Below are 22,917 nucleotides of genomic sequence, written 5' to 3'. Positions count from 1 at the left end.
CCCCAGATGCACGGGCCTGAAACGCAGCGGGCGGCCGGCGGCGAACATGCCACCGGCCCCCCACCCGGCACCTGGTAGCAGCCGTCAGGCCTGCGGCGGCTCACCGCGCTTGGCGGCGACTTCCTTGCGGACCTGCTCCATGTCCAGGGCCTTCACCTGCTTGAGCAGGTCCTCCAGCGCGGCGGCCGGCAGCGCTCCGGGCTGCTCGAACAGGAGAATCCCGTCACGAAACACCATGAGCGTGGGAATGGAGCGAATCTCGAACGCCCCGGACAGCTCCTGCTGGGCATCCGTATCAATCTTCCCGAAGACGATGTCCGGATGATTGTTCGAGGTCTGCTCGAAGATGGGTGCGAAGGCACGGCAGGGGCCGCACCACGACGCCCACCAGTCCAGGATGACGATGCCCTCTTTCGACACCGTCTCCTTGAAGTTGTCCTTGGTGATTTCGACCGCCGCCATCAGGTCCTCGCTTTCAACGAACGTCCAGGAGCTCCACCTCGAACAGCAGGGTGGAGTTGGGGGGAATAACGGGCGGGAACCCTCGCGCGCCATATCCCATCTCCGGCGGGATGGTGAGCTTGCGCACGCCGCCCACCTTCATGCCGGCCACGCCCTTGTCCCAACCCTCGATGACCTGCCCGGCGCCCAGGCGGAACGTGAAGCCCTGGCCCCGGTCCCGGCTGCTATCGAACTTGGAGCCGCTGGTCAGCGTCCCCACGTAGTGCACGGTAACGGACTTGCCGGCCGTTGCCTCCGTGCCGGTGCCCACCTTCACGTCTTCCACATTCAAACCCATCCAACGCTCCTCTGACCGCGTGAAAGGACGGCACCTTAGCGCGACCTCGGCGCCCATGCCCCCTTGGAAAACACAGCGGCGCGGGCCCGTTCGCTACCGGGCACCGCGCCACCGATTCCTGCTCAAACCACCTGGGGCTTCATCTCCGCGTCAGAAGGTACCGCCGACGCTGACCGTGCCCTGGTAGCTGCCGCCTCCCTGGAAGTCATCGCCGCCGCGATCGATGCCCGGGGCGAAGTCCTTGTCGAAGAGGAAGTTGTAGTTGGCGCGCGCGTCCACGACGAAGTGGCCGACGTGGCCTCGCAAACCCAAGCCCGCGGGCACGTTGCCCACGGTGTCGTCGTGGTACCCCAGGGACTCACCGCCCCGGAAGTTGTAGTCGTTGATGCCGATGCCGCCCAGCAGGTACGGCTGCCACGCCGTGGGGGTGATGCCCAGCGTCAGGACGGCCTGACCACCGTTACGCACGAGGTCCGGCCCGCTCGCGCCCGTCTCCCCGCGGCGGATGTTGTTCAGCGCGCCCGTGTAGCCCAGCTCGAGGCCCAGCACCTTGGACGGCTTGATGGACGCGCGAACGCCCGCGGTGGCACCGGGGCTGAGCTGCGGCGCCAGCGCGCCGGTGTAACCCTCCACACCACCGCCCAGCATCACGGAGAGGCCTTTGATTTTGTTCTTGTCCTCGCGCTTCTCCGCCTTCATCGGCTCGGCGCGCTCGGCCGACGGCTGGAAGTTGGAGGGAGGCGGCGTCGTGGCGATGCCACTACCGCCCGTGGCGCCCTCCGGGGGCGGGTACGCGGACTCCGGCTCCGGGTAGACAGGCTTCGAGGAAGGCTGCCCGCTGCCGCCCGTGCCCAACGGCGACGCCGGCGGCACCACGAGCTGCTCGCTGTCATGCGTGCCCTGGGGCGCGGCGGGAGGCGGCGTCATGGACTCCTGGCCGCTGCCGCCCGTGCCCTGCTGGCCCACCGGCTCGCAGCGGACGGGCACGTTCATGTAGACCTCGCCCTGCGCGTTCGAGGGCTGCTGGCCGCTGCCGCCGATGCCCATGCCGTCCTGCGACTGCTGACCGGAGACGCCGGGAACGGGCTCCGTCTCCAGGATGAGGGTGTCGTCCTCCTGCAGCAGGTCATCACCGCCCAGGCCTTCCTGCTGTGCCTGGGCCACCATCGCGTCCTGCTGGCCCTGGCTGGTGCTGGCCTGCGGTGGCGGGCAGTCGCCGTCATTGGCAACAGCAACGCCTCCGTACATGAGCGCCGCAACGGCGCCCGCCAGAATCTTCGCTTTCATCCATGCCTCCATCGTCGAGTGGCAGACATGAAGGTTGTTTCCCGCGCGACGTCCGGCAAGGCGCGGAGACGGCACTCACCCCCGGGGGTAATTGCCAGGGGGGCAGGCCACCGGGCGTGGAGGACTGCCCACACCTGCGCGATGCGGGCAGCGGATGGCAGCGTGCTACCCCTGCCGCATCCACTCCGTGCCGGTGACGACGGGCAGTTGCAACGCGCGCTCCCGGTCCAGGTCCAGGTTGCCGATGTGGAGCGACAGCGGTGACTGCACCCACTTGTAGATGGACTGCTGGAAGAGGCGGACGAACTTCTCCACGTAGCCGCTCAGCCGGGATGCCGCCACCTCCGGGAACATGGCGGTGAGCGCCTGGAGGATTTCAGCGGGCGTCAGCTTCTCACTGCCGTACAGGTAGAAGCAGGCGTCGAGGATGGGGAAGGGCATCAACTCCTCTTCGCCCACCTGGTCATGCGCCAGCTCCGGCCCCGCGGGCTTGGCGAGCACCTTGCGGATGCCCTCGTAGCCCGTGGTGTCCTGGAGGTAGTCGAGCAGGTACATCACCACCGTCTTCGGGACGTTGGCGATGACGGCCAGCGCGCCCATGAGGTCACCCCCGATGGTGGTGTAGCCCACGGACTTCTCGCTCATGTTGCCCGTCTGCAGGAAGAGTCCGCCGCAGGAGTTGCTCCAGTTCCACATGCGCTGGGCGCGCAGGCGGGCCTGGATGTTCTGCTCGGTAATCGGCGTGACGTCCTTGCCGCCCAGCATCGTCTTCGCGACTTCGCGCTCGCGCTCGAAGGCCTCGTCGATGGACACCACCTGGAAGGCCACGCCCAGCTCGCGCGCAATCGTCTCCGCCGCGTCGCGCGTGGCGTCGCTGGAGTAACGGCTGGGCATGTAGAACGCCTGGATGAGCGAACCGGGGTTCTCCGGCCGCGCGCGCTTCGCGTAGCGGTGCGCGATGAGCAGCGTCAGCAGCGAGTCCCGTCCACCCGACAGCGCGATGCCCAGCACCTTGAAGGCGCGCGTCTTCTCGAAGTAGTCGCCCACACCCAGGGAGAGCGCGTCCAGGATGTCCTCGCACAGCGCATCCCGCGCGGTGCGGCGCGTGTCCGGAGATGGCAGGAAGAAGCTGCGGTGGGGAGGCACCGGGAACGTCAGCGCGTCGCGCTTCGTGTGCACCACCTGGGTGCAGTCCAGTACCGGCACCGCCTGGCCGCCTTGCGCCAGCCATGACTCGCGGTCCACGCGCCAGGTGGTGGCCTCGGCGCGCAGGCGCAGGGTGCGGTCCAGGTCCACCACCGCCGCCGCGTAGCCTTCCTGGAAGCGCGGCGTCTCCATGACGTGGCGGCCGTTCTGGTTGAGGAAGCCGCCGCCGTCGAAGATGAGGCCGTCGTTGCTGCCCACCGCGTTGCAGTAGGCAATGGTGCACTGGTGGTCCGCCGCGCGGGTGGCGATGAGCTCGCGCCGCGTCTCCACGAAGCCCAGCCGGAAGGGCGACGCGGACAGGTTCACCACCAGCTCCGCGCCGGAGTACGTGCGCCGCCGCATGGGGCCGTCCGCGCTCCAGATGTCCTCGCACACCTCCGGGGCCACCACGCCGAAGTCGAAGTGGAACAGGTAGTCCCCCAGCGGCACTCCCCGGTGGACCTCCGCCATGCCCGGCTGACCGCGGCCGAAGGTGCGCGCCTCGTAGAAGACGCTGTAGGTGGGCAGCTTCTCCTTGGGGACCAGGCCCAGGATGCGGCCACCGGCCACCACCGCCGCGCAGTTGAGGCGCAGGCCCTGGTGGGCCACGCCCACGCCCACCACGAAGACGGTGGGCAGGGACGCCGTCTCACGCGCGAAGCGCTCCAGCTCCGGCCACTGGCGGTCCATGAAGCCCTGCCACTGCACCATGTCCTCGGCCGGGTAGCCGGCGATGAGCTGCTCCTGGAAGAGGCCCAGCGTGACGCCCTCCGCCGCCATCTTCCCCGCCAACGCCAGCGCCTTGTCCGTGTTCCGGGTGAAGGACCCCACGGTGGTGTTCACACTGGCAAGCCCGAGCTTCACGAGCCGCATGGTTGCTCCCGTCCCTTTCGATGACGCGTCCGGCGCGCAGCAATGCGCGGCCCGCCGGACAAGGCAAGCGCAACCCGCTCAGTTCAAGGGGCCGGTGGGCCGCAGGGGCTGGAGCCTGCCGATGAGCGCCCCCACGTCCTCCAGCACGCCTTCCAGGCGCTTGCGCACGTCCAGCTCCGCCAGCAGTTCCTGCCGCCGCTCCGGCTCCGGGATGACGGCGGAGGCCACCACGTCCGCGAGCATGCCGCCCTGGGCCCGCGCGGCCACCGGCAGCAGGTTCTCCGCGAAGGACGGCGGGACGCGGCCGGCCAGCTCGAAGACGGCCTGCCGCAGCTGCTCCTCCTCGGGGCCCTCGTAGGGCACGTCCGGCAGCACCTCCGCGAGCACCTCCCGGTAGGCCTTTTCCGTCGTCAGCTCGGACGTCATGCGGATGCGGCTCACGCCCTGGAGGAGGATGTTGTAGCGCCCCTCCTCCACCTGTTCGTCCCAGACGATGACGCCCGCGCACATCATGGGCAGCATGGGCGGACGGCCCCCATAGTTGCCTTCCCAACCGGGCTCGAGCTGGGACAGCGCCAGGACGCGGTCTCCCGCGAGCGCGTCCTGGACGAGGGCCCGGTAGCGCGGCTCGAAGATGTGCAGCGGAATGACGGTGTGCGGGAACAGCACCGCCGACGGGAGGGGGAAGACCTTCAGCGCGCTGGCGGCACGCTCGATGCGTTCTTGAGCGGTCATGGGGGGCACCTTGCAGTGATAAGCCCGGTTCCCCCCGGCCGCATTCCTAACGGGCCCGGGAATGATACGCCCGGTCCCACCGCAAATGGGGCACGTGCGCTTCCAACCATTGGAGCGCCACGTGCGAGGCCTCGTTCTCCACGGCCCCCTGCCGGATGGATGCGGCGGACAAGGCGAGGACATGCCGCGCCCCCGCGATGTCCTCCGCGTGACAGCCCTGCGCGCGCAGCCGCCAGGCCAGACTCCATAGCGGCGGCGTGGTGCCGTGGCGCCAGAAGTGCAACTCCAGGTCGCACTGCAGCGCTTCCGCCTCACTCCGGGCACGCGCGGCGGAAGAAGCGAGGGACACCTCCAGGCCGTCCTCTTCGAACTGGAGCGCGTGCTGGAGCGCGTGCGTGCACGCGACCACCTGACGCCACAAGTCCCACCCGGCCCGGGGCACGCCCACCTCGAAAGGCAGGTGGAGACAATGCCCCGGGGCCACGCCCGCGCGCGGGAAGAACCGCGCGGAGCTCGCGTGGCCGCACACCGCGTCCGTGGGGAAGCACCGCTGCATGTGCCGCCAGAACACCTGGACTTCCTCGGGCTGGATGTCCCCCTGACGGAACCAGCCCCCCACCCGGGGCAACGACTGGAACAACCCCTTGAATGAATCCATTGATTTAATCATTTGATTAAACAGGTCGCGGCGTCAAGGGCGGGGGCATAGGATGGCGCGGGTGCTGCGAACCCATCCGGTGGACGTCCTCTTCGCGGGCCTGTCCCGCCGCGCCCGGCTCTTCTCCCAGGGCTGGGGTGATGAGCAGTTCCTCGAAGAGGTCGCGGCGGCCGCGCCGTTCCAGCAGCGGCCTCCGCCCATCACACCCGAGTGGAGCGCGCCCCGGCTCCAGCGCGGTCTCCAGGTCCGGGATGGCACCTTTCCGTCTCCGCTGGCCCGGCTCGACGCGGCAGCGCGCACGGCGCATGTCCGGTGGCTGAGCGCGGGGCAAGGGCCCTCACGCGGCGCCTGCGTCGTGCTCGCTGCGTCCCGTGAGGAGGGCTTCTCTCTGCGAGAGCGCATGTACGCGCCGCTCGCGCGGGAAGGCATCGACCTGTTCCTGCTGGAGAACCCCTATTACGGCCTGCGCCGTCCCGTGGGACAGAAGGGCGGCGCGCTGCGCACCGTCAGCGACCACGTCTTGATGAACCTGGGCATGGTCGACGAGGCCCGCGCGCTGCTCGCGTGGCTGCGGAGTGAGGGCCATGCGCGCCTGGGCGTGGCGGGCTACAGCATGGGAGGCTACATGGCGGCGCTGACGGCGGCCGTCGTCCCGGAGCCGCTCGCCGTGGCGGCGCTCGCGGCTGGCGCGTCTCCCGTCCCCGTCTTCACGCAGGGGCTGCTGTCCTGGTCCATTGCCTTTGCATTGCTGGATGGCCCCCGGCGCGACGCGGAGCAGGCCCGGCGTCGGCTGGGACGGATTTTCGACCTGGCGAACCTCACGCGCTTCCCGCCTCCGCGGCAGCCCGAAGCCGCCGTCCTGGTGGCCTGCCGACGTGACGGGTTCGTGCCCGGTGAGGAAACGCTCGCGCTGCACGCGCACTGGCCCCGAAGCGAGCTGCGCTGGGTGGACGCCGGACACGTCACCGCCCTCTTCACCGAGCGGGCCGCGCTGTGCGCCGCCATCCGGGACGCGCTATCGCGGGTGGATGCCACGCCGTGAGCACGACGCGGCCCGGAGCGCGCGCATGCCTCAGTGCCGCACGCCGCTCACGGCCGCCACGGGCGACGCCTCATCCACGCGCGGCTCCGGCCCCATTTCGTCCGCTGCCGTCAGGGCCGTGGCCACCGTGGCCATGAGCAGGTCCGGCCGAACGGGCTTCTCCAAGACGCGGGTGGGCACGGTGTCGATGAACGCGCGGGACTCCGGCGTATAGGCACCGCCGGAGATGAACACGACCCGCGCGGCCTGGTCCGGCGCGTGGGCGCACAGGTGCTGGTAGACGGCGGCGCCGTCCGTCTCCGGCATCTGCAAGTCACACAGGATGACGTCGAAGCGGTGGCCCGCGTCCACCAGCGCCAGCGCCTCGCTGCCCCGCGTGGTGGTGACGACGTCATGGAACGGCTCCAGCAGCAGCCGCATGGACTGCGCGAGGCGCGGCTCATCATCCACCACCAGCACCCGGCCCCGCCGGGCCGCGGAGGGCTGAGGCAGACTGACGCGGGGCAACGGCCGCGGCGGCGTGGGTGCCTGCACGCGCGCGGGCGGCAACAGCACACTGAAGACGGAGCCCCGGCCCGGCTCGCTGCGGACCTCCAGCTCGCCCCCGTGCGCGCGGACAATCTGCTGGCAGATGGCGAGCCCCAGCCCCGTGCCCTCGCCGCTGGACTTGGTGGTGTAGAAGGCCTCGAAGATGCGCGGCAGCACGTGCGCGGGAATCCCCGCGCCGCTGTCCACCACGTCCACGCGGGCCCGGCCAGAGGCATCCGTGCTGGTGCGCACGCGCACCTCGTTCATGGACGGGTTGCCCTCCGGGATGGCCTGCATCGCGTTCACCAACAAGTTGAGCAGCACCTGCCCCAAGCGCGCCTCGCTCCCCGACACGCGCGGCACCGGACCGAACTCCTCCACCAACCGGGCGCGGTGGCGCAGCGCGTGGCTGATGATGCGCACCGCGGGCGGCACCAGCGCGTTGAGGTCCACCAGCCCCGGGTCCTGGTTCCCCTGGCGGCTGAACACCTGGAGGTCCCGGACGATGAGGCGGATGCGTTCGGCGCCTTCCAACGCGCCCCGCACGTTGGTCATCGCGTCGCGCATGCCCGACATGCCGCCCTGGCTCAATCCGCGCTCGGCGGCCTCCAGGTTCAGCACCAGGTAGGCCAAGGGGTTGTTGATTTCGTGCCCCACCCCGGCCGCGAGCGTCCCCACCGCGGCCACGCGTTCGGCCGCCACCAGGCGGGCCTGGAGCTCCTTGGTCGCGGAGATGTCGCGGTGGGTGGCCACGAAGTGGGTGATGTCCTCGCCCGTGGCGCGCACCGGGGACAGCAGCACCTCGCTCCACACGAGGTCGCCCTGCTTGTGCGCCAGCTTCACCTCCGCGAACACCGGCTCGCCCGCGAGCAGTGACTGCCGCGTGCGCTGACGGAACTCCGGCTCCTCCGCGCCGTAGAGCGAGCACGGGTCCTGGCCCACCAGCTCCTCCAACCGGTATCCCAGGAGCGAGCACAGCGCCTGGTTGGCGAACACGGTGCGCAGCGTGCCTCCCGCGCGGACCTCCGCGATGAGGACGCCTTCGTGCACGCTCCGCACGGAGGTGCCCAGCAGTTGGAGCTGGCCGATGGCGCGCTGACGCTCGGTGCTCGCCGCCGCCAGCAGCAGCCCGGTGACGGCGTTGGCGGCGATGAAGAGCTGCAACACCAACAAGTCTTGCGTCAGGTCATCCGTGGCGAAGGGCCCCTGCCCCCGCGCGGTGCCCACGATGGAAGCGGCGGCGATGCACAGCGTGGCCGCCGCCGCGCCCCGAGGACCGAAGCGAAGCGCGGCCCAGGCGGACATGGGGAAGAGGAGGAAGGCGGCCGCGTGCGCCGCGCTGTGCGGCAGGTCCGGCACGAAGAAGATGGCGCCGCCCAGCACCGTGGTGAGCCCCGCGAGCACCACCGCCTCGCCGCCTCGCCGCGGCCAGGACCACCGCTTGAACAGCATCAACGGCGGCGCCACCACGAGCACGCCCATCAAGTCCCCCACCCACCACACCCGCAGGCCCGCGGCCAGGGACGTCGAGGGAAGCCGCCCGCCGAGCACGAGGCTCGCCACGCCCACCCATGCGCTCACGCCCAGGCACAGCGCGCCCGCTCCCGCGCACAGCGCGACGACATCGCGGATCCGCTCCAGCCTCTTGTCGAAACCCACCCACCGCAGAAGGCCCACGCCGAGCACGGCCGCCAGCGTGCTGCCCACGCCCACGCCGAGCGAGGCCACGACAGGCGCATCCCCCAGGACCGAAATGACCGACGCGCCCACGAAGACGCCGGGCCAGCGTGACACCCCCAGCACGAGCAGCGCCGCCAGGGCCACCCCCGCCGGAGCCCAGGCCGGGCTGATGTTGCCCACGATGGCCACCTGCAGCCCCAGGGCCCCCGCGAGGAGGTACACGACGACCAGGCCCAGCATCTCCAGCAGATGCCGGCTTTGGACTCCACGTACACTGGCTTGGAGCAGCCCGAAGATGACCCTTCCCCCCGACACCCGCCCGCCGACCCGGCGGGTATCCATGAAGGCCATGCTAGCCGGGGCACCGCCGGCATTGCACCTGCCCCCCGGTTGACTGGAAGGCAACCGTCCAGGAGCCGATAGGCGCAGTGCAATGGCTTCGGAACTCGCCCGTAGGGGAAGACAAGGAGGCCACCCGAACCATGTCGCGTCCCGCAATCGCAGCCCTGCTGTCTTTTCTCATCCCTGGCGTGGGGCAGATCTACAACGGGGACCTGCTCCGGGGCCTGTTCTGGCTCATCATCACCCCAGGCTTCTGGATTGGCACGGGTGGGTGCCTGGGCTGGGTGTGCCACATCGTCGCCGCTGTCACCGCCCACAACCGGGCGGAGGACAAGGACAAGTACAGAGTCACAGTCGTCTGACGCGGCCATGCGGCCCTACCGCTGACACGCGGGCGGAGCACACGGCACGCCCGCGTGTCAGGTAACCGACACGCCCAGGCCCAGGGCGCGCTCCGCCAACCAGACGCACGCCAGCAGCGCGATGGCCACCGAGCCACCCACGACGACCGCGCGGCGGTAGAGCGGCGCCTCGCGCAAGACGAAAGCCAGGGGCAGCAACGCGGCCACGAAGGCCACCTGTCCCAGCTCCACGCCCAGGTTGAAGCCCAGCAGCGCCAGCGCGAGGCTTCCCGCGGACAGCCCCATTCCCGCCAGCACCGATGCGAAGCCGAAGCCGTGCAGCAGTCCCAGCACGAAGGCCACCGTCCAGCGAGTCCCCCACCCCAACGGGCGGACGTTATCGAGCGCCGCCACCAGGATGCCCAGCGCGATGGCGACCGACACGAAGCGCGGCGGCAGGGATGCCCAGCCCAGCGTGGCGGCGACCAACGTCAGCGCGTGCGCCACGGTGAAGGCGGACACCACCTTCACCACGTCCCACAGCGCCGTGCCGAAATCCGAGACGGCCACCCACCGCCCGTCCGCGTCACGGCGAAGGACCGAGGGCAGCAGCAGCGCGAAGAGGAAGAGCAGGTGGTCGGCCCGAGTCACGACGTGCAGCGCCCCCTCCACCGTCATGCGCTCCGCGGTGCGCCAGGGAGACTCGTCCCGCAGGCGCACCCGTGCGAAGTGCTGGGACGCGGAGAAGATGAGCGGCTCGCGCGCGCCCACGCGCACGATGCCCCGGTGAAGCGGGTCGCGGTCGAACAGCAGCGTGTAGTCCACGTCCAGCCGCGTGGCGGAGCCGGTACAGCGCGCGTCGAAGTCCAGCACCGCATAGGCCCCATCCGAGTGCTGCCTGATGTGCAGCCCGCGCTGGGAAACGAGCGCACAGGGCGCACCTTCCGCCCCGAGCACCAGCCGGCCGAGCACATAGTTCCGGATGTCGGCCTCCCGCGCCAGCACCTCGCCCCAGGTGATGGCGCCGTCTCCGCCCGCGTCCAACCCGAGGACGTCATCCAGGTCCTGGAGCGACACGTCCCACCGGCCGGAGATGCCTTGGCCGTCCGCCTCGATGATTTGCAGGTAGCTGTCGCTCGGCTTTTGCGCCAGGGCGGACAGGGAGGCCAGCAGGAGCGACAGCAGGGCAACGCGGCTCATGGCAGCAGACTCCGCACGCGCTCGGCCAGGAAGACGAGCCCCGGGTCCTCGCAGCCCGAAGCTTGAAGGAAGTCCAGCGCGGGCCGGGCCGCCTCCGGTCTGCCCGCGGCCAGCGCGGCTTCGATCAACAGCCGCACGTCCCATGGCTCACGCTGTGATGCCCACACGGCCTGCGCCAGCCGGAGCGCCTTCTCCGGCGCCTTCTCCACCTGGAGCGCGAAGCGGGCCTCCTCGCGCGCGAGGAGACTGTCCCCCCGCAGGCGGCTCTCCTCGAACCGGCGGGACAAGGCTTGGGTGACTTCAGACGCGCGAGACGACCCGAGCGCGTTCTCCGCCAAGGCGTGGCGCAGGAGCAGCCGGTCGTCCTGCGTGTGGTCCATCACCACGACGGCTGCCTCCCGCGCGCGGCCCGCGTCCAGCAGCAGGTCCGCGTAGGCCGCGCGTGCGGCGTAGTCCTTCGAATCCAGCGAGAGCGCCCGGAGGAAGTAACGCTCCGCCAGACCGACATCTCCCGCCAGCGCGGCGGCCTCCGCCAACGTGGCCAGTGCGCGCGTGCGTGACTCCTGACTGCGCTCGCTGCGCCGCAGCGCCTCCGACAGGAGCGCGTGCGCCTTGCGCGAATGCCCCGCGAGGCTTCGTACCCGGGCCTCGCACACCGCGACCGTCAACGAAGAGGTCAACGCGGTGAGCCTGGCGCAGCTTCGGGCCGCCTCGGCATGCTCGCCCCGAACCCCCAGCACCTCCGCGCGCAGCAACCACGCGTCGACATTGCCGGGGTCCTCCTTCACCACCGCGTCCAGGTCCTCCAAGGCCGCCGGAAAGTCGCGCCGCGCGTGGTGGAAGGTAGCGCGTACCAGCCGCACGCCCGGCGGCGGCGTGGCCAGGTCCCACCACGGACGCAGCGCCGCCTGTGCGCGCCCCAGGTAGCGAGGCTCTCCCAACACGCGGCTCGCCTCGATTTCCAACCGCGCCAGGCGCAGCGCCATGTCCAACTGTCCGGCGTGCCCGGCCAGGGCCTTGCGAAGCGCGGCACGCTCACGGGCGCGCGCATCCACACCGACGGCCGGCACGCGCGCCAGGACCTCCGCGGTGTCCCGGGGAATGAAGGGCTCGCGCTCCCCGAAGGAAGGCGAGCGCCCACAACCGAGTACCCACGCCGTGGCCAGGACCACGGCGCGTCTCACGGCGGAAGGGCGGCGGCACATCGGAGCTCGCATGGGCTCCGCACTGTACGCAGCCGTTTTTCGAATGGCGGCCGCCCGGGGACATGGGTCGCCGGAGCAACACACCGCTCAGGGTCGCCGCCCTCTACTCAACAGCGAAGCGGGACTGGGGTGCGCCCGCGCGGGCCTTCCTCCTGTTCAAGGCCTGGCATCCCGCAGCGCCGCCAGCAACTCCGCCGCGGTGGCGGCCACCGCGCGCGCGCCGTGGGCCTTCAGCTCGTCCACCTCGCGGAAGCCCCAGGCCACGCCCACGCCGTACATCCCCGCCGCGCGCGCCGTGTCCATGTCGATGGACGTGTCCCCCACGAAGGCGCAGGCCGCGGGCGACACGTCCAGCTCCGAGGCCAACGCCAGCGCCGCCGTCGGGTCCGGCTTGCGCGGCAGCTCCGGCCGCTCACCGTACACGGCGGCGAAGGAGGCTTGCGGCAGCAGGCGCGCGACCAGGCGCTTCACGAAGTCGTCTGACTTGTTGCTGAGCACCGCCAGCTTCGTGCCCTGCGCGGCCAGCGCGGTCAGCATCTCCGGGATGCCCGGGTAGTGCGCGGTGCGGTCGAAGAGGTGGCCGTCGTAGTAGGCCTTGTAGGTGGCCAGCACCGGCTCGATGAGCGCGTCCTGCCCGGAAGGCACCGCTCGGCGAATCAACTCCCGGACACCGCTGCCCACGAAGCGCAGGTACGCGGACTCCGGATGGGTGGGCAGACCGTGGTGGGCCAGCGCGTGGTTCGTCGCATCGGCGATGTCCCCCAGCGAGTCCACCAGGGTTCCATCGAGGTCGAAGATGACGGCACGAAGCAGCATGAAGACGCGTCCTTCTTCAAAAACGAAAACGCCCTGGCCACGAGGACCAGGGCGTCGCGGGGCCCCAAGGCCCAATCACCTGGAAGCTACGGAGTGGCCTTGGTGCTGGCGGCCTTCACCGCCTCGGCATCGCCCGCCGTAATCACCGCGAAGTTGATGTTGTTGTAGCCCGCCGTGGCGCAGCTGAACATCACCCGCTTGATGATGGAGTACTCCACGTCCTTGTGGGCCTGGATGTTGATGTCGCCCTTGAAGGTGTTGGCCGTGTCCTGCGCCATGGAGTGGAGGTCCTCGTACTGCTTCTTCATGTCGCGGAGCTTCTCCTCCAGCGACGGGATGTTGAGGTACTCGTCCTTGGTGAAGTCCTCCACGCGGCCAATGATGGTGCCGGAGACGCTGATCTGGTCACCGGAGACCATCACCACCGGGTGCATCTCCACTTCCTTGACGTTGACCGCCTCGGGAAGCTCGATGTCCTTGGTCATCATCAGCACCTCACCCGTCGCGGAGAAGTTCGCGATGAGGAAGAGCACGATGATGATGAACATGTCGACCAGCGGGGTGATGAGAAGGTCGGAGTAACCGCTCTTCTTCGCGGTCCCGCCGTGCCCGAACACCTTGGAGTGCTGGAGCCGCTTGCCGTATCGCTTGCCTGGAACCTGAATGGCCATGACGTGTCGTGAGCTCCTTGGTCGGCTAGCCCATCGCCGCGGACACCGACACCTGGGGCAGCCCAGCGCCGATGCACTCGTCAATGATGCGGACCAGGTCCTCGTAGCGGACCTTGTCTTCAGGTTGCAGGGTGATGGCGGACTGGTCCGGCAACTGCGCCTTCAGTTCCTTGAAGCGCGCCACCAGCTTGGACAGGTCCGTCTTGCCCTTCGCATCCTTGGTGAGGGGAATCGGATCGAAGGCGCTCTGGTCCGCGGTCAGCCGCAGCTCCGTGGGCGTGATGAGCAGATTGAGCTGGACCGTCTTGGTCTGCTCTTCCTGCTGCTGCTCCTCCTCCGTGGAGGGGCCACCCGCCTGCGAAACCTGGAGCCGGCCAATCTGGGTCCAGACCGCCGTCAGGATGAGGAAGCTGATGGTCACCGCCATCAGGTCGATGAATGCCGTGAGGTTGATAGAGGTGTCGAGCGACTTCTTGCCGCCTTTGCCTCCACCTGTGTCCATTCCGCCGGCCATGGCGTTCTTCTCCTTCGGCCGCGCTCAGTGAGCGTCGGTGAGACTGATGGGAGCGCGCCGCGCGTCCCCACATCCGTGGGGACAGGACAGCGCGCCCGGACTCCGGGTTCCCGAAGGACTGCCTACTCCTCGTCGCGAGCCGCCGTGGGGACGTTCAGGTTCTTGAACTTGTCCTTGTTGGCCACGATGAGGTTGAGGACGGAGACGCTGGTCTCGTTGATGTCGTTGATGAGGCTCTGCGTGCGGCCCGTCAGCACGGAGAAGGAGATCAGCGCCGGGATGGCCGTGAGCAGACCGAAGCCGGTGCAGTTCATGGCTTCAGAAATACCGATGGCGAGAATCGCCGCCTTGTCGGCCGGGTTCACGTTGGCCACGGCCTCGAAGCAGGCGATGAGACCGGACACCGTTCCGAGCAGACCGGCGAGCATCGCCGCGTTGCCGAGCATGGCGAGGTAACCGGTGCGGGCCTCGATCTTCGGCGTCTCGCGGAGGCTGGCCTCGTCGAGCGCGGCCTGGACCTCGTCGTTGCCCTTCGGAACGTTCATCAGACCGGCCTTGATGACGTTCGTCAGCGGCGTGGACTTCTGGCCGGCCACGTAGTTGATGGCCTTGTCCAGGTCACCCGCGTAGATGTGCTTCTTCAGGCCACGCAGGAAGGCCTCCTTGTTGATGGAGGCCTTGCCGAAAAGAATGATGCTTCGCTCGACCATGATGGCGAGTGCCACGATGAGGCAGGCGGCGATGGGGTACATACCCCACTGGCCGGCCTCCCAGCGCATGGCGATTTCTTCGAAGAAGCCCCGCTGAGGGCCGCCGACATTCGCCAGCACGGTCAGGTTCGTCACAGACGCCAGGTCCATCGAGTGTTGCCTCCACAGGCAGCTTGGCCCGCTCTAGCGGACCTTCCAGACCTGACGTCCCCCCGAGCGGACGGTCCACCCGGTTGGGCGGCAGGAATGGATGTTGAAAACGGTGTGCCGACTTTAGGAATGGGCGTGTGGGGTGTCAAGGTAGGGGCAGCGCCGTTAAGTGCTGAAATCTCACAGGAATTTTGCGCTGAGCCCCCTCTTGCCAGGCCGTCCTCCAGGCAGCAGCGCGGGCATTTTCGGGGGTATTCCCAAGTGCCTCCAGATGTGACACCGCGCTTGCTTCCTGGGTTTCGTCGCGCGTGTTAAGGCCGGATTCATGGCGAGGAAGCGCATTGGCGAGCTCCTGTTGGAGCAGCGGGCGATCAGCGTCGCCCAGCTCGAGGCGGGGCTCGCGGCTCACCGGAAATCAGGACAGCGGCTGGGGGCCACCCTCATCGCGCAAGGTGCCATCACGGAGGCCACGCTCGCGGACGCGCTGAGCCAGGCCCTGGGGCTGCCGCGCGTGGACCTCGCGGCCACCACGCCGGAGTGGGCGGCGGTGCACATGCTGCGCGCGCGCTTCTGCGAACAGCACGACTTGTTCCCCGTCGCACTGGAGAGCACGGGCGGGCGCAAACAGCTCGTGGTGGCGATGAGTGATCCGCTCAACGTGACGGCGGTGGAGGAGATTGAGTTCACCACCGGCCTCAAGGTCAGCCCGCGCGTGGCGCCGCTGTCCACCGTGCGCGGCGCCATCCTCCGCTACTACCACAAGGTGCCGGTGGCCTCGCCCTCCGCCAGCCGCCCCGCGCCCGCGAGGCCCACCGCGAAGCCGGTGCAGGCCGCGCCGCCGGTGACACGCCCCACGGCGCCGCCGTCCGAAGAGGATGACGACGAGGAGGTCATCATCGGCGAGGAGCTGCCGCCCGGCGAGGCGACGCAGCGCACGTCCCTGGCGGAGCTGATTCGCGCCCGCGAGGAGCAGAGCAAGCAGAAGCGCGGACAGGGCGGCGCCGCGAAGCCCAAGGCCGCCGTGGCGAACGCGGGCGGCGTGCTGGACGATCTGGACTACCTCTTCGGACAAGCACGAGAAGACCCGGATCGCGTCGAGGAGCTGGAGCGGAAGTTCTGGGCGCTGATGCGCATCATGGCGCGCAAGGGACTGCTCACGAACGAGGAGTTCACCCGCGAGCTGGACGACGAGGACAAGGCCAGCGGCGAGTCGTGACGATGCGCCGGAGCCGGGAGGACTCGGCTCGTGGCGGCTCGTATGGCACGGGGCATCTGCGCGGGGCGCCCGCCTGCATGCCGGCGGGCCGAGGCCCGGTGTCACCGCCTCGGAAACCACCTGAGGGCCTCGCGCGTACACACAGAAGCACCCGCACTCGCGGGAGCTTCCGGAGACCGCGTCCATGTCCACCGCCTCCACTTCCTCGTCCCTGGCCCGGCGGCTCATGCCCCTGGCCCTTGCCGCGCTCGCCGTGCTGTCCGCATGCACCGAGGCCCGCGGGGCCGCGCCCACCGCGCCAAGCCCCACCATCCAGGACACCCGCCGCTACGAGAAGCCCTCGGACGCCGACTTGCGGCGCACCTTGTCCCCGCTGGCCTACGAGGTGACGCAGAAGGGAGCCACGGAGCCCGCCTTCCGCAATCCCCTGTGGAACCACCACGAAGAGGGCCTCTACGTCGACGTGGTGAGCGGCGAGCCCCTCTTCTCCTCGCGCGACAAGTTCGACTCCGGCACCGGCTGGCCCAGCTTCACTCGCCCGGTGGACAGCGCTCGCGTCGTCGAGAAGCGGGACAGCACGCAGGGCATGGAGCGCGTGGAGGTGCGCTCGAAGGCCGCGGGCTCACACCTGGGCCACCTCTTCGGGGACGGCCCCGCGCCCGCGAAGACGCGCTACTGCATCAACTCCGCGGCCCTGCGCTTCGTCGCGGTGAAGGACCTGGCGAAGGAGGGTTATGGGGCCTGGCTGCCACTCTTCGGCCGCCCCGCTCCGGCCACCACGAAGCGCCAGGACGCCTCGCCCTTCACGGAGACGGCGCTGCTGGCGGGCGGGTGCTTCTGGGGCATGGAGGATTTGCTGCGCAAGATTCCCGGCGTCGTCCACACGGAGGTGGGCTACACGGGCGGCTCCAGCGCCTTCCGCAATCCCACGTATCACGACGTGAGCTCGGGCAAGACGGGGCACGCCGAAGCCGTGCGCGTCGTGTTCGACCCCACCCGGCTGACGTACGAGACGCTGCTGGAGCAGTGGTTCTTCCGCATGCACGACCCGACGACGCTCAACCGTCAGGGCAATGACGTGGGCACGCAGTATCGCTCCGCCATCTTCTACCTGTCCGACGCCCAGAAGCGCGTCGCCGAGCAAGTGAAGGCGCGGGTGGATGCCTCCAAGAAGTGGCCCCGGCCCGTCGTCACGCAGATTGTGCCCGCGGGCGCCTTCACCCCCGCCGAGGACTACCACCAGGACTACCTGGTGAAGAACCCGGGCGGCTACACCTGCCATTACATGCGGGACTGAGCGCGGGCTCAGCCCTGCTGGAGCGGCAGGCGCACGATGAAGGTGGTGCCCTCGCCCAGGGTGCTCTCCACCGTCAGCCGGCCACCGTGGTTCTCCACGATGCCCTGGCAGATGGAGAGCCCCAAGCCGGTGCCCCGCCCTTCCGGCTTGGTGGTGAAGAAGGGCTCGAAGATGCGCTGCAGGTGCTTGGGCTCGATGCCCGTGCCCGTGTCGCGCACCTTCACCACCGCGTCCTGCCCGTCACGGCCCGTGGCCAGGATGACGGAGCCTCCCGGCGGCATCGCGTGGCACGCGTTGGTGATGAGGTTGACGAACACCTGCACCAGGTTGGCGCGCACGGCGGACAGGGGCGGCAGTTCGATGTACTCGCGCTGGATGCTGACGCGCGCCTGGGCCACCACGTGCTCGCAGAAGCCCACCGCCATGTCCACGATGGCGTTGAGTTGCACCCGCTCCGGCCGGTCCTGCGCCGGGCGCGCGTAGCTGACCAGGTCTCGCGTGAAGCGGAGGATGCGGTGGCTGCTCTCCAGGATTTTGCGCAGCTTCTCCTGGTCCGCCGGGTTGGCCCCCGGCGTCATCCGCGAGCGCTGGAGCAGCGCGTCCGCGTACGTGGCCACCGCCGTCATCGGGTTGTTGATTTCGTGCACCACGCTGGCGGCGAGCTGACCGATGGAGGCCAGCTTCTCCGCGTGGATGATGCGCTTCTCCAGCTCCTTCACCACCGTGATGTCCTGACCGATGGCGATGACGCCCTCCACCTCCCCGTGCTGGGAGAGCTTGGAGGAGGTCGCGAAGGAGACGCGCACCTCCGCGCCGCTGCTCGTCAGCAGCCGCGTCTCGAAGCTGTTCACCGGCTCGCCGCGAATCGCCGCGGCGATGAGCTGGTTGAGCCGCAGGTGCTCGCTCTCCGGGATGAGCCAGAAGAAGTCCCGGCCCAGCACCTCTTCCTTGCCGAAGCCGGTGAGCGCGCTGAGCGCCTGGTTGAAGACGACGACCTGCTTGTCCCGGTTCGCCACCAGGATGAGGGCGTTGGCCTTCTCCAGCAGGTCCTCCAGGTACTTGCGGACGAACGTCAGCTCATCGATGAGCTTCGCGTTCTTCACCGCCACCGCCACCTGGTTGGCGAGCTGGAGCAGCACGCGCTCGTCATGCGGCACGTCGGAGACGAAGTCCGCCGGGTACTCCATGTTGATGGCGCCGAAGAGTTGCCCGCTGGCCACCAGCGGCGCGCTCACGCCATGGGTGCTGTCCTGGAACAGCAGCGGGACTTCGCCCAGCACCGCCACGCGGTCCACGGGCAGGGACGCGCGGTCCAGGCTCGTCTTCTCCACCGCGCGCTCCATCAGCACCAGCGGCTCGTGCGCGCCTTCCTTCAGCCGCCCCTCCGCGTAGAGCGACGTGAGGCCGCCCGTCCGCGAGTCGGTGATGCGGATGCAGAACGAACGCCCGGGGAACAGCTCCTTCACGCCACGGGCCACCGCGGCGACCAGCTCCTCCTCGCCGCCGGCCTCGGCCACGCTGCGGCCCAGGTCCAACAGCACGCCTTCGGTGCGCGCCTGCTCCAGAAGGGCCCGCTCCGCCACCACCAGCCGGTTGCGAGACAGCTCCGGTTCGTTGCGCGCGCGGACGGCCACCACGTCGCCCCGGCGGGACAGCGTCAGCACCACGCCGGGCAGGTCGGGCAAGAGCTCCACGTCGCAGCTGGCGCCATCCGCCGGCACGCTGGCGCCGGACAGGGTGCGCGCCACTTCCTCCACGGACACGTGCTGGTCGGCGCAGAAGCGGCGGAAGGCGTCGTTGACGGCGACCAGGCGCAGGGCCGGGTCACACATGGCCGCGGGGGCGTCGAGCGCCTCGAACAGGGCCTGGAAGGACTCGGGGGCAGGGCCGCCGGCGATGCGCACGGCGCGGGTCTCAGTCTTCATGGGAGGTGGCCTTGTCCAGGTCGAGAATCTGTTGCGCCCCCATGTAGGACTTCGTTTCGTAGCGGGTAATCTTGCCAATCTTCCGGACGATTTCCGCCATGCGCTCCGCCTCGCGGTAGATGATGTCCACCGGCTTCCAGGCGAAGTCGTCTTCCTTCAGCTTCCGCTTCAGCAGCTCGGCGTAGCCCATCACCGAGGTGAGCGGCTGGTTCAGCTCGTGCGCGGCGGTGCCAGCGAGCGCGACGATGACCGCGCTCTTCTCGCTCTCCTCCAGCCGCGTCTCCACGTCGGACAGCTTGCGCTCCAACTGCATGCGCGCGCGCATGTCCGTGAAGATGCCCACGCTGAACACCTCACGGCCCCCTTCGTAGACGATGGAGGCCGTCATGTTCACCGGCACCCGCTCACCGGAGCGATGCACCAGCTCCTCCCGGATGAGGGACAGCCGGCCCTTGCCGCCGTGCTCGGGCGCCCGAATCATGGCCATCACCCGCTTCGCCACGCCCGGCGGATAGAGCTGGTGCACGGAGAGGCCGCCGCCCAGGGCCTCCTGCGCGGTGTAGCCGCACAGCGCCTCCGCGCCCTTGTTGAAGAGGATGATGCGCCCCTTCAAGTCCGCCGCGATGATGGCGTCCACCGACGAGTCGATGAGCCGCTCCAGGAAGTCCTTCGTCTGGAGCAGCTCGTCCTCCAGCCTTCGCGCGTCCGTGACGTCGCGGAAGGAGAGGATGGTGGCCGCCTCCTCGTCGCGCAGCGGCGCCGCGGACATGGACAGCGTCAGGCGACGACCCGTGCGGGTGCACACCTGCACGTCCGCGCCGGAGCGGGCCTCGCCGCGCGCGGCGGTGGTCACCAGCTCCATCAGCACGTTCTCATCCACCGGCTGAGTCACCTGGTGCAGGTGGCGGCCCCGCGCGTCCGGCGCATCCACGTCCAGCATGGCCGCGCCGGACGGATTCAGCGACAGCACGCAGGCCTTGTCGTCGAGGATGGCCACGCCTTCACTGACGTGCGCGAAGAAGAGCTGGTACGGCTTGAACGAGGCCGCCTGCTCCTCCGCGGCCAGGCGGGCCGTCTTCTCCGCCTCCGTCTGCCCGCGCACGGACTGGAGCACGGACGCGTTGCGCAGGGCCACCGCGGTGGCGTGCGCCACGGTGGTGAGGAAGTCGATTTCCCGCGGCGTGAAGGTGCGCCGCCGTCCCGCCGCGCGCAGCAGCAGCACGCCGCGCACCTGTCCGCGGATGGGCAGCGGCAGCGCGGCGATGGCGTGGATGCCCCGGGCGGCCACCGCGCGCCGCTCCACATCCCCCAACAACGGGTGGGTGGATGCCTCCTGCATCACCACCGGCTTGCCCGTTCGCATCACCTCGCGAATCTCGGGGTAGCGCGACAGGTCGATGCGCAGGTCCTTGAGCGTGGGGTCGTCGCTGGCGGCGACGATGATGCCCTCATCCGCGCTGCGCCCCAGCATCACCAGCGTGGCGCGCGCGATGTCCAGCTTCTCCGCCAGCCGCCGGGTGACGCCGTGCAGCAGCGCCTCCACGTCGGACGTCTCCGCGTAGTCCGCCGTCAGCTCCAGCAGGAGCGCCAGGTCCTCCTGGCTGCGCGCCTGTTCCTCGCGCTCTACATGGCGCTCGGCGGCGCACTGGAGCCGCCAGGCCAGCTCGTGCATGGCCACCGGCACGGTGAGGACGTCCGCCGGCTTGAGGGACTGCGCCTCGGCGAAGGGGCTTTCGCCCGGTGCCACCAGCACCACCAACGTGAGGTGGGCGGCGAGGGCGGCGTCCACCAGGGCCTGCCCCGCGGCGAGCCCTCCCGGCGCGGTGAGGTCCACCAGCGCCAGGGAGGCCTCTTCGAGACCGCCCACCACCCGTAGACCCGCACGCGCGGCGGCCGCGGCCAGCAGCTCCCGCGCGGGTGAGTCCGAGGGCACCAGGGAGATGCCTGATACGAATTCCAGCGAGGACGGCACGTGGAGAGTGGGGTCCAGGGCAGAAGGGGCCCCCACTCTACACGCCCTGAGGGCTCAGGGGCAGTCCGACTCGAAAGCGCCCTGGTCCGGGCCTGGCCCACACCAGGTCAACCCCAGCGACAGCCCCGCGTTGAGGGCGGGGGAACCCGCCCCCAGGCGGAAGTCCCCGGTGTCGATGTTGACGAAGCCAGGGGCCTTCTCCTGGGAGCGGCCGTCCAGCCCGCTCTGCGAGCGCCACTGCGAGAAGCCCATGTCCACGCCGTTCAGCCGGAAGAGGGCCGAGCCCGAATTGCGGAAGTAGAGGTTGGCGTCCACCACCGCCCCCGAGCGCCCGGGGCCGCCGCGCACCGCCACCCCACAGCCGGAGAAGACGTTGTTGCGCACATCCAGGCTGGCGCTGGCCCCGGTGTCGCCATGGCCGAAGGTGAGGCACGGCCCGGGCATGTTCCAGACGGTGTTGTGATGAACCTTCACGTTCGACGTCGTGTCCACGCGGATGCCGCTGCCCTCCTCACCGCCGCCCAGGCCGTCCCGCACCAGGTTGCGGCGGATGACGATGTTGGTGGGCGGCGAGCCCTGGCGCACCCCGCCGATGCTGATGGCGCGGCCGTTGTTGTAGAAGACGTTGTCCTCCAGGGTGACGTCCTTCGCGGACAGGTGCACCACCACGCCCTCGCCGCGCGAAGTGGATGACGTCTTGTGGCCCCAGATGATGTTGCCGCGCAGCGTGACGCGGGTGCACGTCTTCACGTCGACGCCATTCTCCCGGTTCTCGTGCAGTTCGTTGTCCTCCACCAGGAGGTTGTCGAAGGGCGTGCCGGAGATGGTGGCGCCGCCCTCCGGACCGATACACTGCACCGCGTCCCCGGAGTTGTGGTGGATGTCGTTGCCACGCACCACCACGTTTCGCGCTGTCGTCTGGACGATGACGCCGTGGCTGTCATCTCCGTTGCGGTTGAAGTGGGAGATGGTGTTGCCCTCGATGAGGACATCACTGGCCTTCTCACACACGTTGACGCCCGCGCCCGCGGTGCCGTTCTTCAGCGTGGAGCCGCGCAGCACGCCGTGGTGGGACCCCACGCCGCGGAACAGCACCGCGAAGGAGGCAGTGCCCGCCGCGTCGATGGTGAGCCCCTCGATGCTCCAGTACGCACCGCGCACGTCCACCATGGCGGAGCCGCTGCCGGACGGCTTCAGCACCGGCTTCGCGCCCGGCGCGGCCCGCAGCGTGAGCAGGTTGGACGCCGAGCCACCCTTCTCCTCCAGCTTGAGGCGCTCGGCGTAGGTGCCCGTCTTCAGGTAGATGGCCTCGCCCGGCCGCACCAACGCCAGCGCGCGCGTCACCGTTCGCAGCGGCGCCGCCTCCGTGGCGGAAGCACTGTCACTGCCGTTGGGCGCCACCCAGAGGATGCGCGAGTACTGGGGCTCAGGCGGAGGCTCCGGTTCTGGTTGGGGCTCGGGCTCGGGCTGAGGGGTCGGATCCGGGATGTCGACGATGACGGGCGGAGGCTCCGACGTTCCAGGATTCGTCGTGTCGTCGTCATCGTCGGTGGGAGGCGTGCCAGGAACGGACGGGTTTCCCGTCGACGGCGTCTCGCTGGAGCCCGGAGGCGAGCCACCTTCCTGGGTGAGCTCCCCCTTCCCATTGCAGGCCAACAAGGACAGCAGGGCAGCGGAGCAGAGGGCCGTGGACCACGGCGAGCGGTTGCGCATCCTGGCGGACTCCTGGTGTGGGTCGCGGCGCGGGAGGCGCTCGCGAGGACGGCCGCCA

Annotated in this window: 19 protein-coding genes and 1 pseudogene; 4 read left to right on the top strand and 16 right to left on the bottom strand. The window is 69.7% G+C overall.

All coding sequences use genetic code 11. The features are described 5' to 3' along the window. Positions 1–84: 84 nt before the first annotated feature. The 6 genes from trxA to FL344_RS09335 all read right to left on the bottom strand — a co-directional run bounded on the left by trxA (position 85) and on the right by FL344_RS09335 (position 5,537). Entirely contained in the window at positions 85–462 is a 378-nt protein-coding gene (gene trxA, locus FL344_RS09360) for a thioredoxin (protein ID WP_011556773.1), read from the bottom strand. 13 nt (positions 463–475) lie between these two features. Next, the gene (locus FL344_RS09355) at positions 476–799 is read right to left on the bottom strand and encodes an FKBP-type peptidyl-prolyl cis-trans isomerase (RefSeq protein WP_011556774.1); all 324 of its coding nucleotides are present in this window, start codon (positions 797–799) and stop codon (positions 476–478) included. Positions 800–949: 150 nt separating this feature from the next. After that, entirely contained in the window at positions 950–2,161 is a 1,212-nt protein-coding gene (locus FL344_RS09350) for a hypothetical protein (protein ID WP_141618265.1), read from the bottom strand. Positions 2,162–2,251: 90 nt separating this feature from the next. Next, complete coding sequence (gene nadE, locus FL344_RS09345; protein WP_141618264.1) at positions 2,252–4,144, bottom strand: NAD(+) synthase; 1,893 nt, start codon at positions 4,142–4,144, stop codon at positions 2,252–2,254. 78 nt (positions 4,145–4,222) lie between these two features. Next, the gene (locus tag FL344_RS09340; RefSeq protein ID WP_141588127.1) at positions 4,223–4,879 is read right to left on the bottom strand and encodes an LON peptidase substrate-binding domain-containing protein; all 657 of its coding nucleotides are present in this window, start codon (positions 4,877–4,879) and stop codon (positions 4,223–4,225) included. A 46-nt stretch (positions 4,880–4,925) separates the two neighbouring features. After that, a complete protein-coding gene (locus FL344_RS09335; protein WP_141618263.1) occupies positions 4,926–5,537 on the bottom strand; it encodes a hypothetical protein in 612 nt (203 codons plus the stop codon). Positions 5,538–5,589: 52 nt separating this feature from the next. Here FL344_RS09335 and FL344_RS09330 point away from each other — a divergent pair, with 52 nt between their 5' ends. Beyond that, positions 5,590–6,579 carry an alpha/beta hydrolase family protein gene (locus FL344_RS09330; RefSeq protein ID WP_141618262.1) on the top strand — a complete coding sequence of 330 codons (990 nt, stop codon included), beginning with the start codon at positions 5,590–5,592 and terminating at the stop codon, positions 6,577–6,579. 30 nt (positions 6,580–6,609) lie between these two features. On the opposite strand, the gene FL344_RS09325 is transcribed toward FL344_RS09330, so the two are convergent. Continuing rightward, positions 6,610–9,138, bottom strand: coding sequence for an MASE1 domain-containing protein (locus tag FL344_RS09325; protein ID WP_141618261.1), 2,529 nt, complete (start codon positions 9,136–9,138; stop codon positions 6,610–6,612). A gap of 131 nt (positions 9,139–9,269) precedes the next feature. Between FL344_RS09325 and FL344_RS09320 the strand changes: the two genes are divergently transcribed. Then, on the top strand, positions 9,270–9,491 hold the full coding sequence (locus tag FL344_RS09320) for a hypothetical protein (protein ID WP_026114050.1): 222 nt from the start codon (positions 9,270–9,272) through the stop codon (positions 9,489–9,491). 57 nt (positions 9,492–9,548) lie between these two features. On the opposite strand, the gene FL344_RS09315 is transcribed toward FL344_RS09320, so the two are convergent. From FL344_RS09315 to FL344_RS09290, 6 genes are all read right to left on the bottom strand, one after another. Next, a complete protein-coding gene (locus tag FL344_RS09315; protein WP_141618260.1) occupies positions 9,549–10,670 on the bottom strand; it encodes a HupE/UreJ family protein in 1,122 nt (373 codons plus the stop codon). Beyond that, entirely contained in the window at positions 10,667–11,854 is a 1,188-nt protein-coding gene (locus tag FL344_RS09310; RefSeq protein ID WP_228564894.1) for a lipopolysaccharide assembly protein LapB, read from the bottom strand. The genes FL344_RS09315 and FL344_RS09310 overlap by 4 nt, the downstream gene beginning before the upstream one ends. A gap of 177 nt (positions 11,855–12,031) precedes the next feature. Then, positions 12,032–12,691 carry an HAD family hydrolase gene (locus FL344_RS09305; RefSeq protein ID WP_141618258.1) on the bottom strand — a complete coding sequence of 220 codons (660 nt, stop codon included), beginning with the start codon at positions 12,689–12,691 and terminating at the stop codon, positions 12,032–12,034. An 86-nt stretch (positions 12,692–12,777) separates the two neighbouring features. Further along, the gene (locus FL344_RS09300; RefSeq protein WP_090487714.1) at positions 12,778–13,362 is read right to left on the bottom strand and encodes a biopolymer transporter ExbD; all 585 of its coding nucleotides are present in this window, start codon (positions 13,360–13,362) and stop codon (positions 12,778–12,780) included. Positions 13,363–13,387: 25 nt separating this feature from the next. After that, positions 13,388–13,876, bottom strand: coding sequence for a biopolymer transporter ExbD (locus FL344_RS09295; protein ID WP_141253243.1), 489 nt, complete (start codon positions 13,874–13,876; stop codon positions 13,388–13,390). Positions 13,877–13,998: 122 nt separating this feature from the next. Then, a complete protein-coding gene (locus FL344_RS09290; protein ID WP_011556787.1) occupies positions 13,999–14,736 on the bottom strand; it encodes a MotA/TolQ/ExbB proton channel family protein in 738 nt (245 codons plus the stop codon). A gap of 325 nt (positions 14,737–15,061) precedes the next feature. On the opposite strand from FL344_RS09290, the gene FL344_RS09285 reads away from it, so the two are divergent. Both FL344_RS09285 and FL344_RS09280 read left to right on the top strand, forming a co-directional pair. Beyond that, positions 15,062–15,952 carry a general secretion pathway protein GspE gene (locus FL344_RS09285; protein ID WP_141618257.1) on the top strand — a complete coding sequence of 297 codons (891 nt, stop codon included), beginning with the start codon at positions 15,062–15,064 and terminating at the stop codon, positions 15,950–15,952. Between the two features lie 340 nt (positions 15,953–16,292). Continuing rightward, positions 16,293–17,249: pseudogene (locus FL344_RS09280) on the top strand (bifunctional methionine sulfoxide reductase B/A protein); the annotation flags it as partial. Positions 17,250–17,257: 8 nt separating this feature from the next. On the opposite strand, the gene FL344_RS09275 reads toward FL344_RS09280, so the two are convergent. From FL344_RS09275 to FL344_RS09265, 3 genes are read right to left on the bottom strand one after another with little or no spacing between them, the layout of a single operon-like run. Next, positions 17,258–19,174, bottom strand: a complete 1,917-nt coding sequence (locus FL344_RS09275) for a GAF domain-containing sensor histidine kinase (RefSeq protein ID WP_228557534.1) — start codon at positions 19,172–19,174, stop codon at positions 17,258–17,260. Beyond that, positions 19,164–21,146 carry a PAS domain S-box protein gene (locus tag FL344_RS09270; protein WP_228564893.1) on the bottom strand — a complete coding sequence of 661 codons (1,983 nt, stop codon included), beginning with the start codon at positions 21,144–21,146 and terminating at the stop codon, positions 19,164–19,166. Before FL344_RS09270 ends, FL344_RS09275 begins: the two co-directional genes overlap by 11 nt. Positions 21,147–21,200: 54 nt before the next feature. Further along, complete coding sequence (locus FL344_RS09265) at positions 21,201–22,859, bottom strand: nitrous oxide reductase family maturation protein NosD (RefSeq protein WP_228564892.1); 1,659 nt, start codon at positions 22,857–22,859, stop codon at positions 21,201–21,203. Positions 22,860–22,917 lie beyond the last annotated feature (58 nt).

Origin of the sequence: Myxococcus sp. AB036A (assembly GCF_006547355.1) — a bacterium.
Classification (GTDB): Bacteria; Myxococcota; Myxococcia; order Myxococcales; family Myxococcaceae; genus Myxococcus; species Myxococcus virescens.
Note: the sequence above shows the minus strand (reverse complement) of the source record. Positions and strands in the feature narration are given on the sequence as shown.

Bases quoted from the DNA above. Each gene is read 5' to 3' on its own strand.
- trxA (WP_011556773.1), bottom strand. From the start codon at position 462: ATGGCGGCGGTCGAAATCACCAAGGACAACTTCAAGGAGACGGTGTCG.
- FL344_RS09355 (WP_011556774.1), bottom strand. From the start codon at position 799: ATGGGTTTGAATGTGGAAGACGTGAAGGTGGGCACCGGCACGGAGGCA.
- nadE (WP_141618264.1), bottom strand. From the start codon at position 4,144: ATGCGGCTCGTGAAGCTCGGGCTTGCCAGTGTGAACACCACCGTGGGG.
- FL344_RS09340 (WP_141588127.1), bottom strand. From the start codon at position 4,879: ATGACCGCTCAAGAACGCATCGAGCGTGCCGCCAGCGCGCTGAAGGTC.
- FL344_RS09335 (WP_141618263.1), bottom strand. From the start codon at position 5,537: ATGGATTCATTCAAGGGGTTGTTCCAGTCGTTGCCCCGGGTGGGGGGC.
- FL344_RS09330 (WP_141618262.1), top strand. From the start codon at position 5,590: ATGGCGCGGGTGCTGCGAACCCATCCGGTGGACGTCCTCTTCGCGGGC.
- FL344_RS09325 (WP_141618261.1), bottom strand. From the start codon at position 9,138: ATGGCCTTCATGGATACCCGCCGGGTCGGCGGGCGGGTGTCGGGGGGA.
- FL344_RS09320 (WP_026114050.1), top strand. From the start codon at position 9,270: ATGTCGCGTCCCGCAATCGCAGCCCTGCTGTCTTTTCTCATCCCTGGC.
- FL344_RS09315 (WP_141618260.1), bottom strand. From the start codon at position 10,670: ATGAGCCGCGTTGCCCTGCTGTCGCTCCTGCTGGCCTCCCTGTCCGCC.
- FL344_RS09305 (WP_141618258.1), bottom strand. From the start codon at position 12,691: ATGCTGCTTCGTGCCGTCATCTTCGACCTCGATGGAACCCTGGTGGAC.
- FL344_RS09300 (WP_090487714.1), bottom strand. From the start codon at position 13,362: ATGGCCATTCAGGTTCCAGGCAAGCGATACGGCAAGCGGCTCCAGCAC.
- FL344_RS09295 (WP_141253243.1), bottom strand. From the start codon at position 13,876: ATGGCCGGCGGAATGGACACAGGTGGAGGCAAAGGCGGCAAGAAGTCG.
- FL344_RS09290 (WP_011556787.1), bottom strand. From the start codon at position 14,736: ATGGACCTGGCGTCTGTGACGAACCTGACCGTGCTGGCGAATGTCGGC.
- FL344_RS09285 (WP_141618257.1), top strand. From the start codon at position 15,062: ATGGCGAGGAAGCGCATTGGCGAGCTCCTGTTGGAGCAGCGGGCGATC.
- FL344_RS09275 (WP_228557534.1), bottom strand. From the start codon at position 19,174: ATGAAGACTGAGACCCGCGCCGTGCGCATCGCCGGCGGCCCTGCCCCC.
- FL344_RS09265 (WP_228564892.1), bottom strand. From the start codon at position 22,859: ATGCGCAACCGCTCGCCGTGGTCCACGGCCCTCTGCTCCGCTGCCCTG.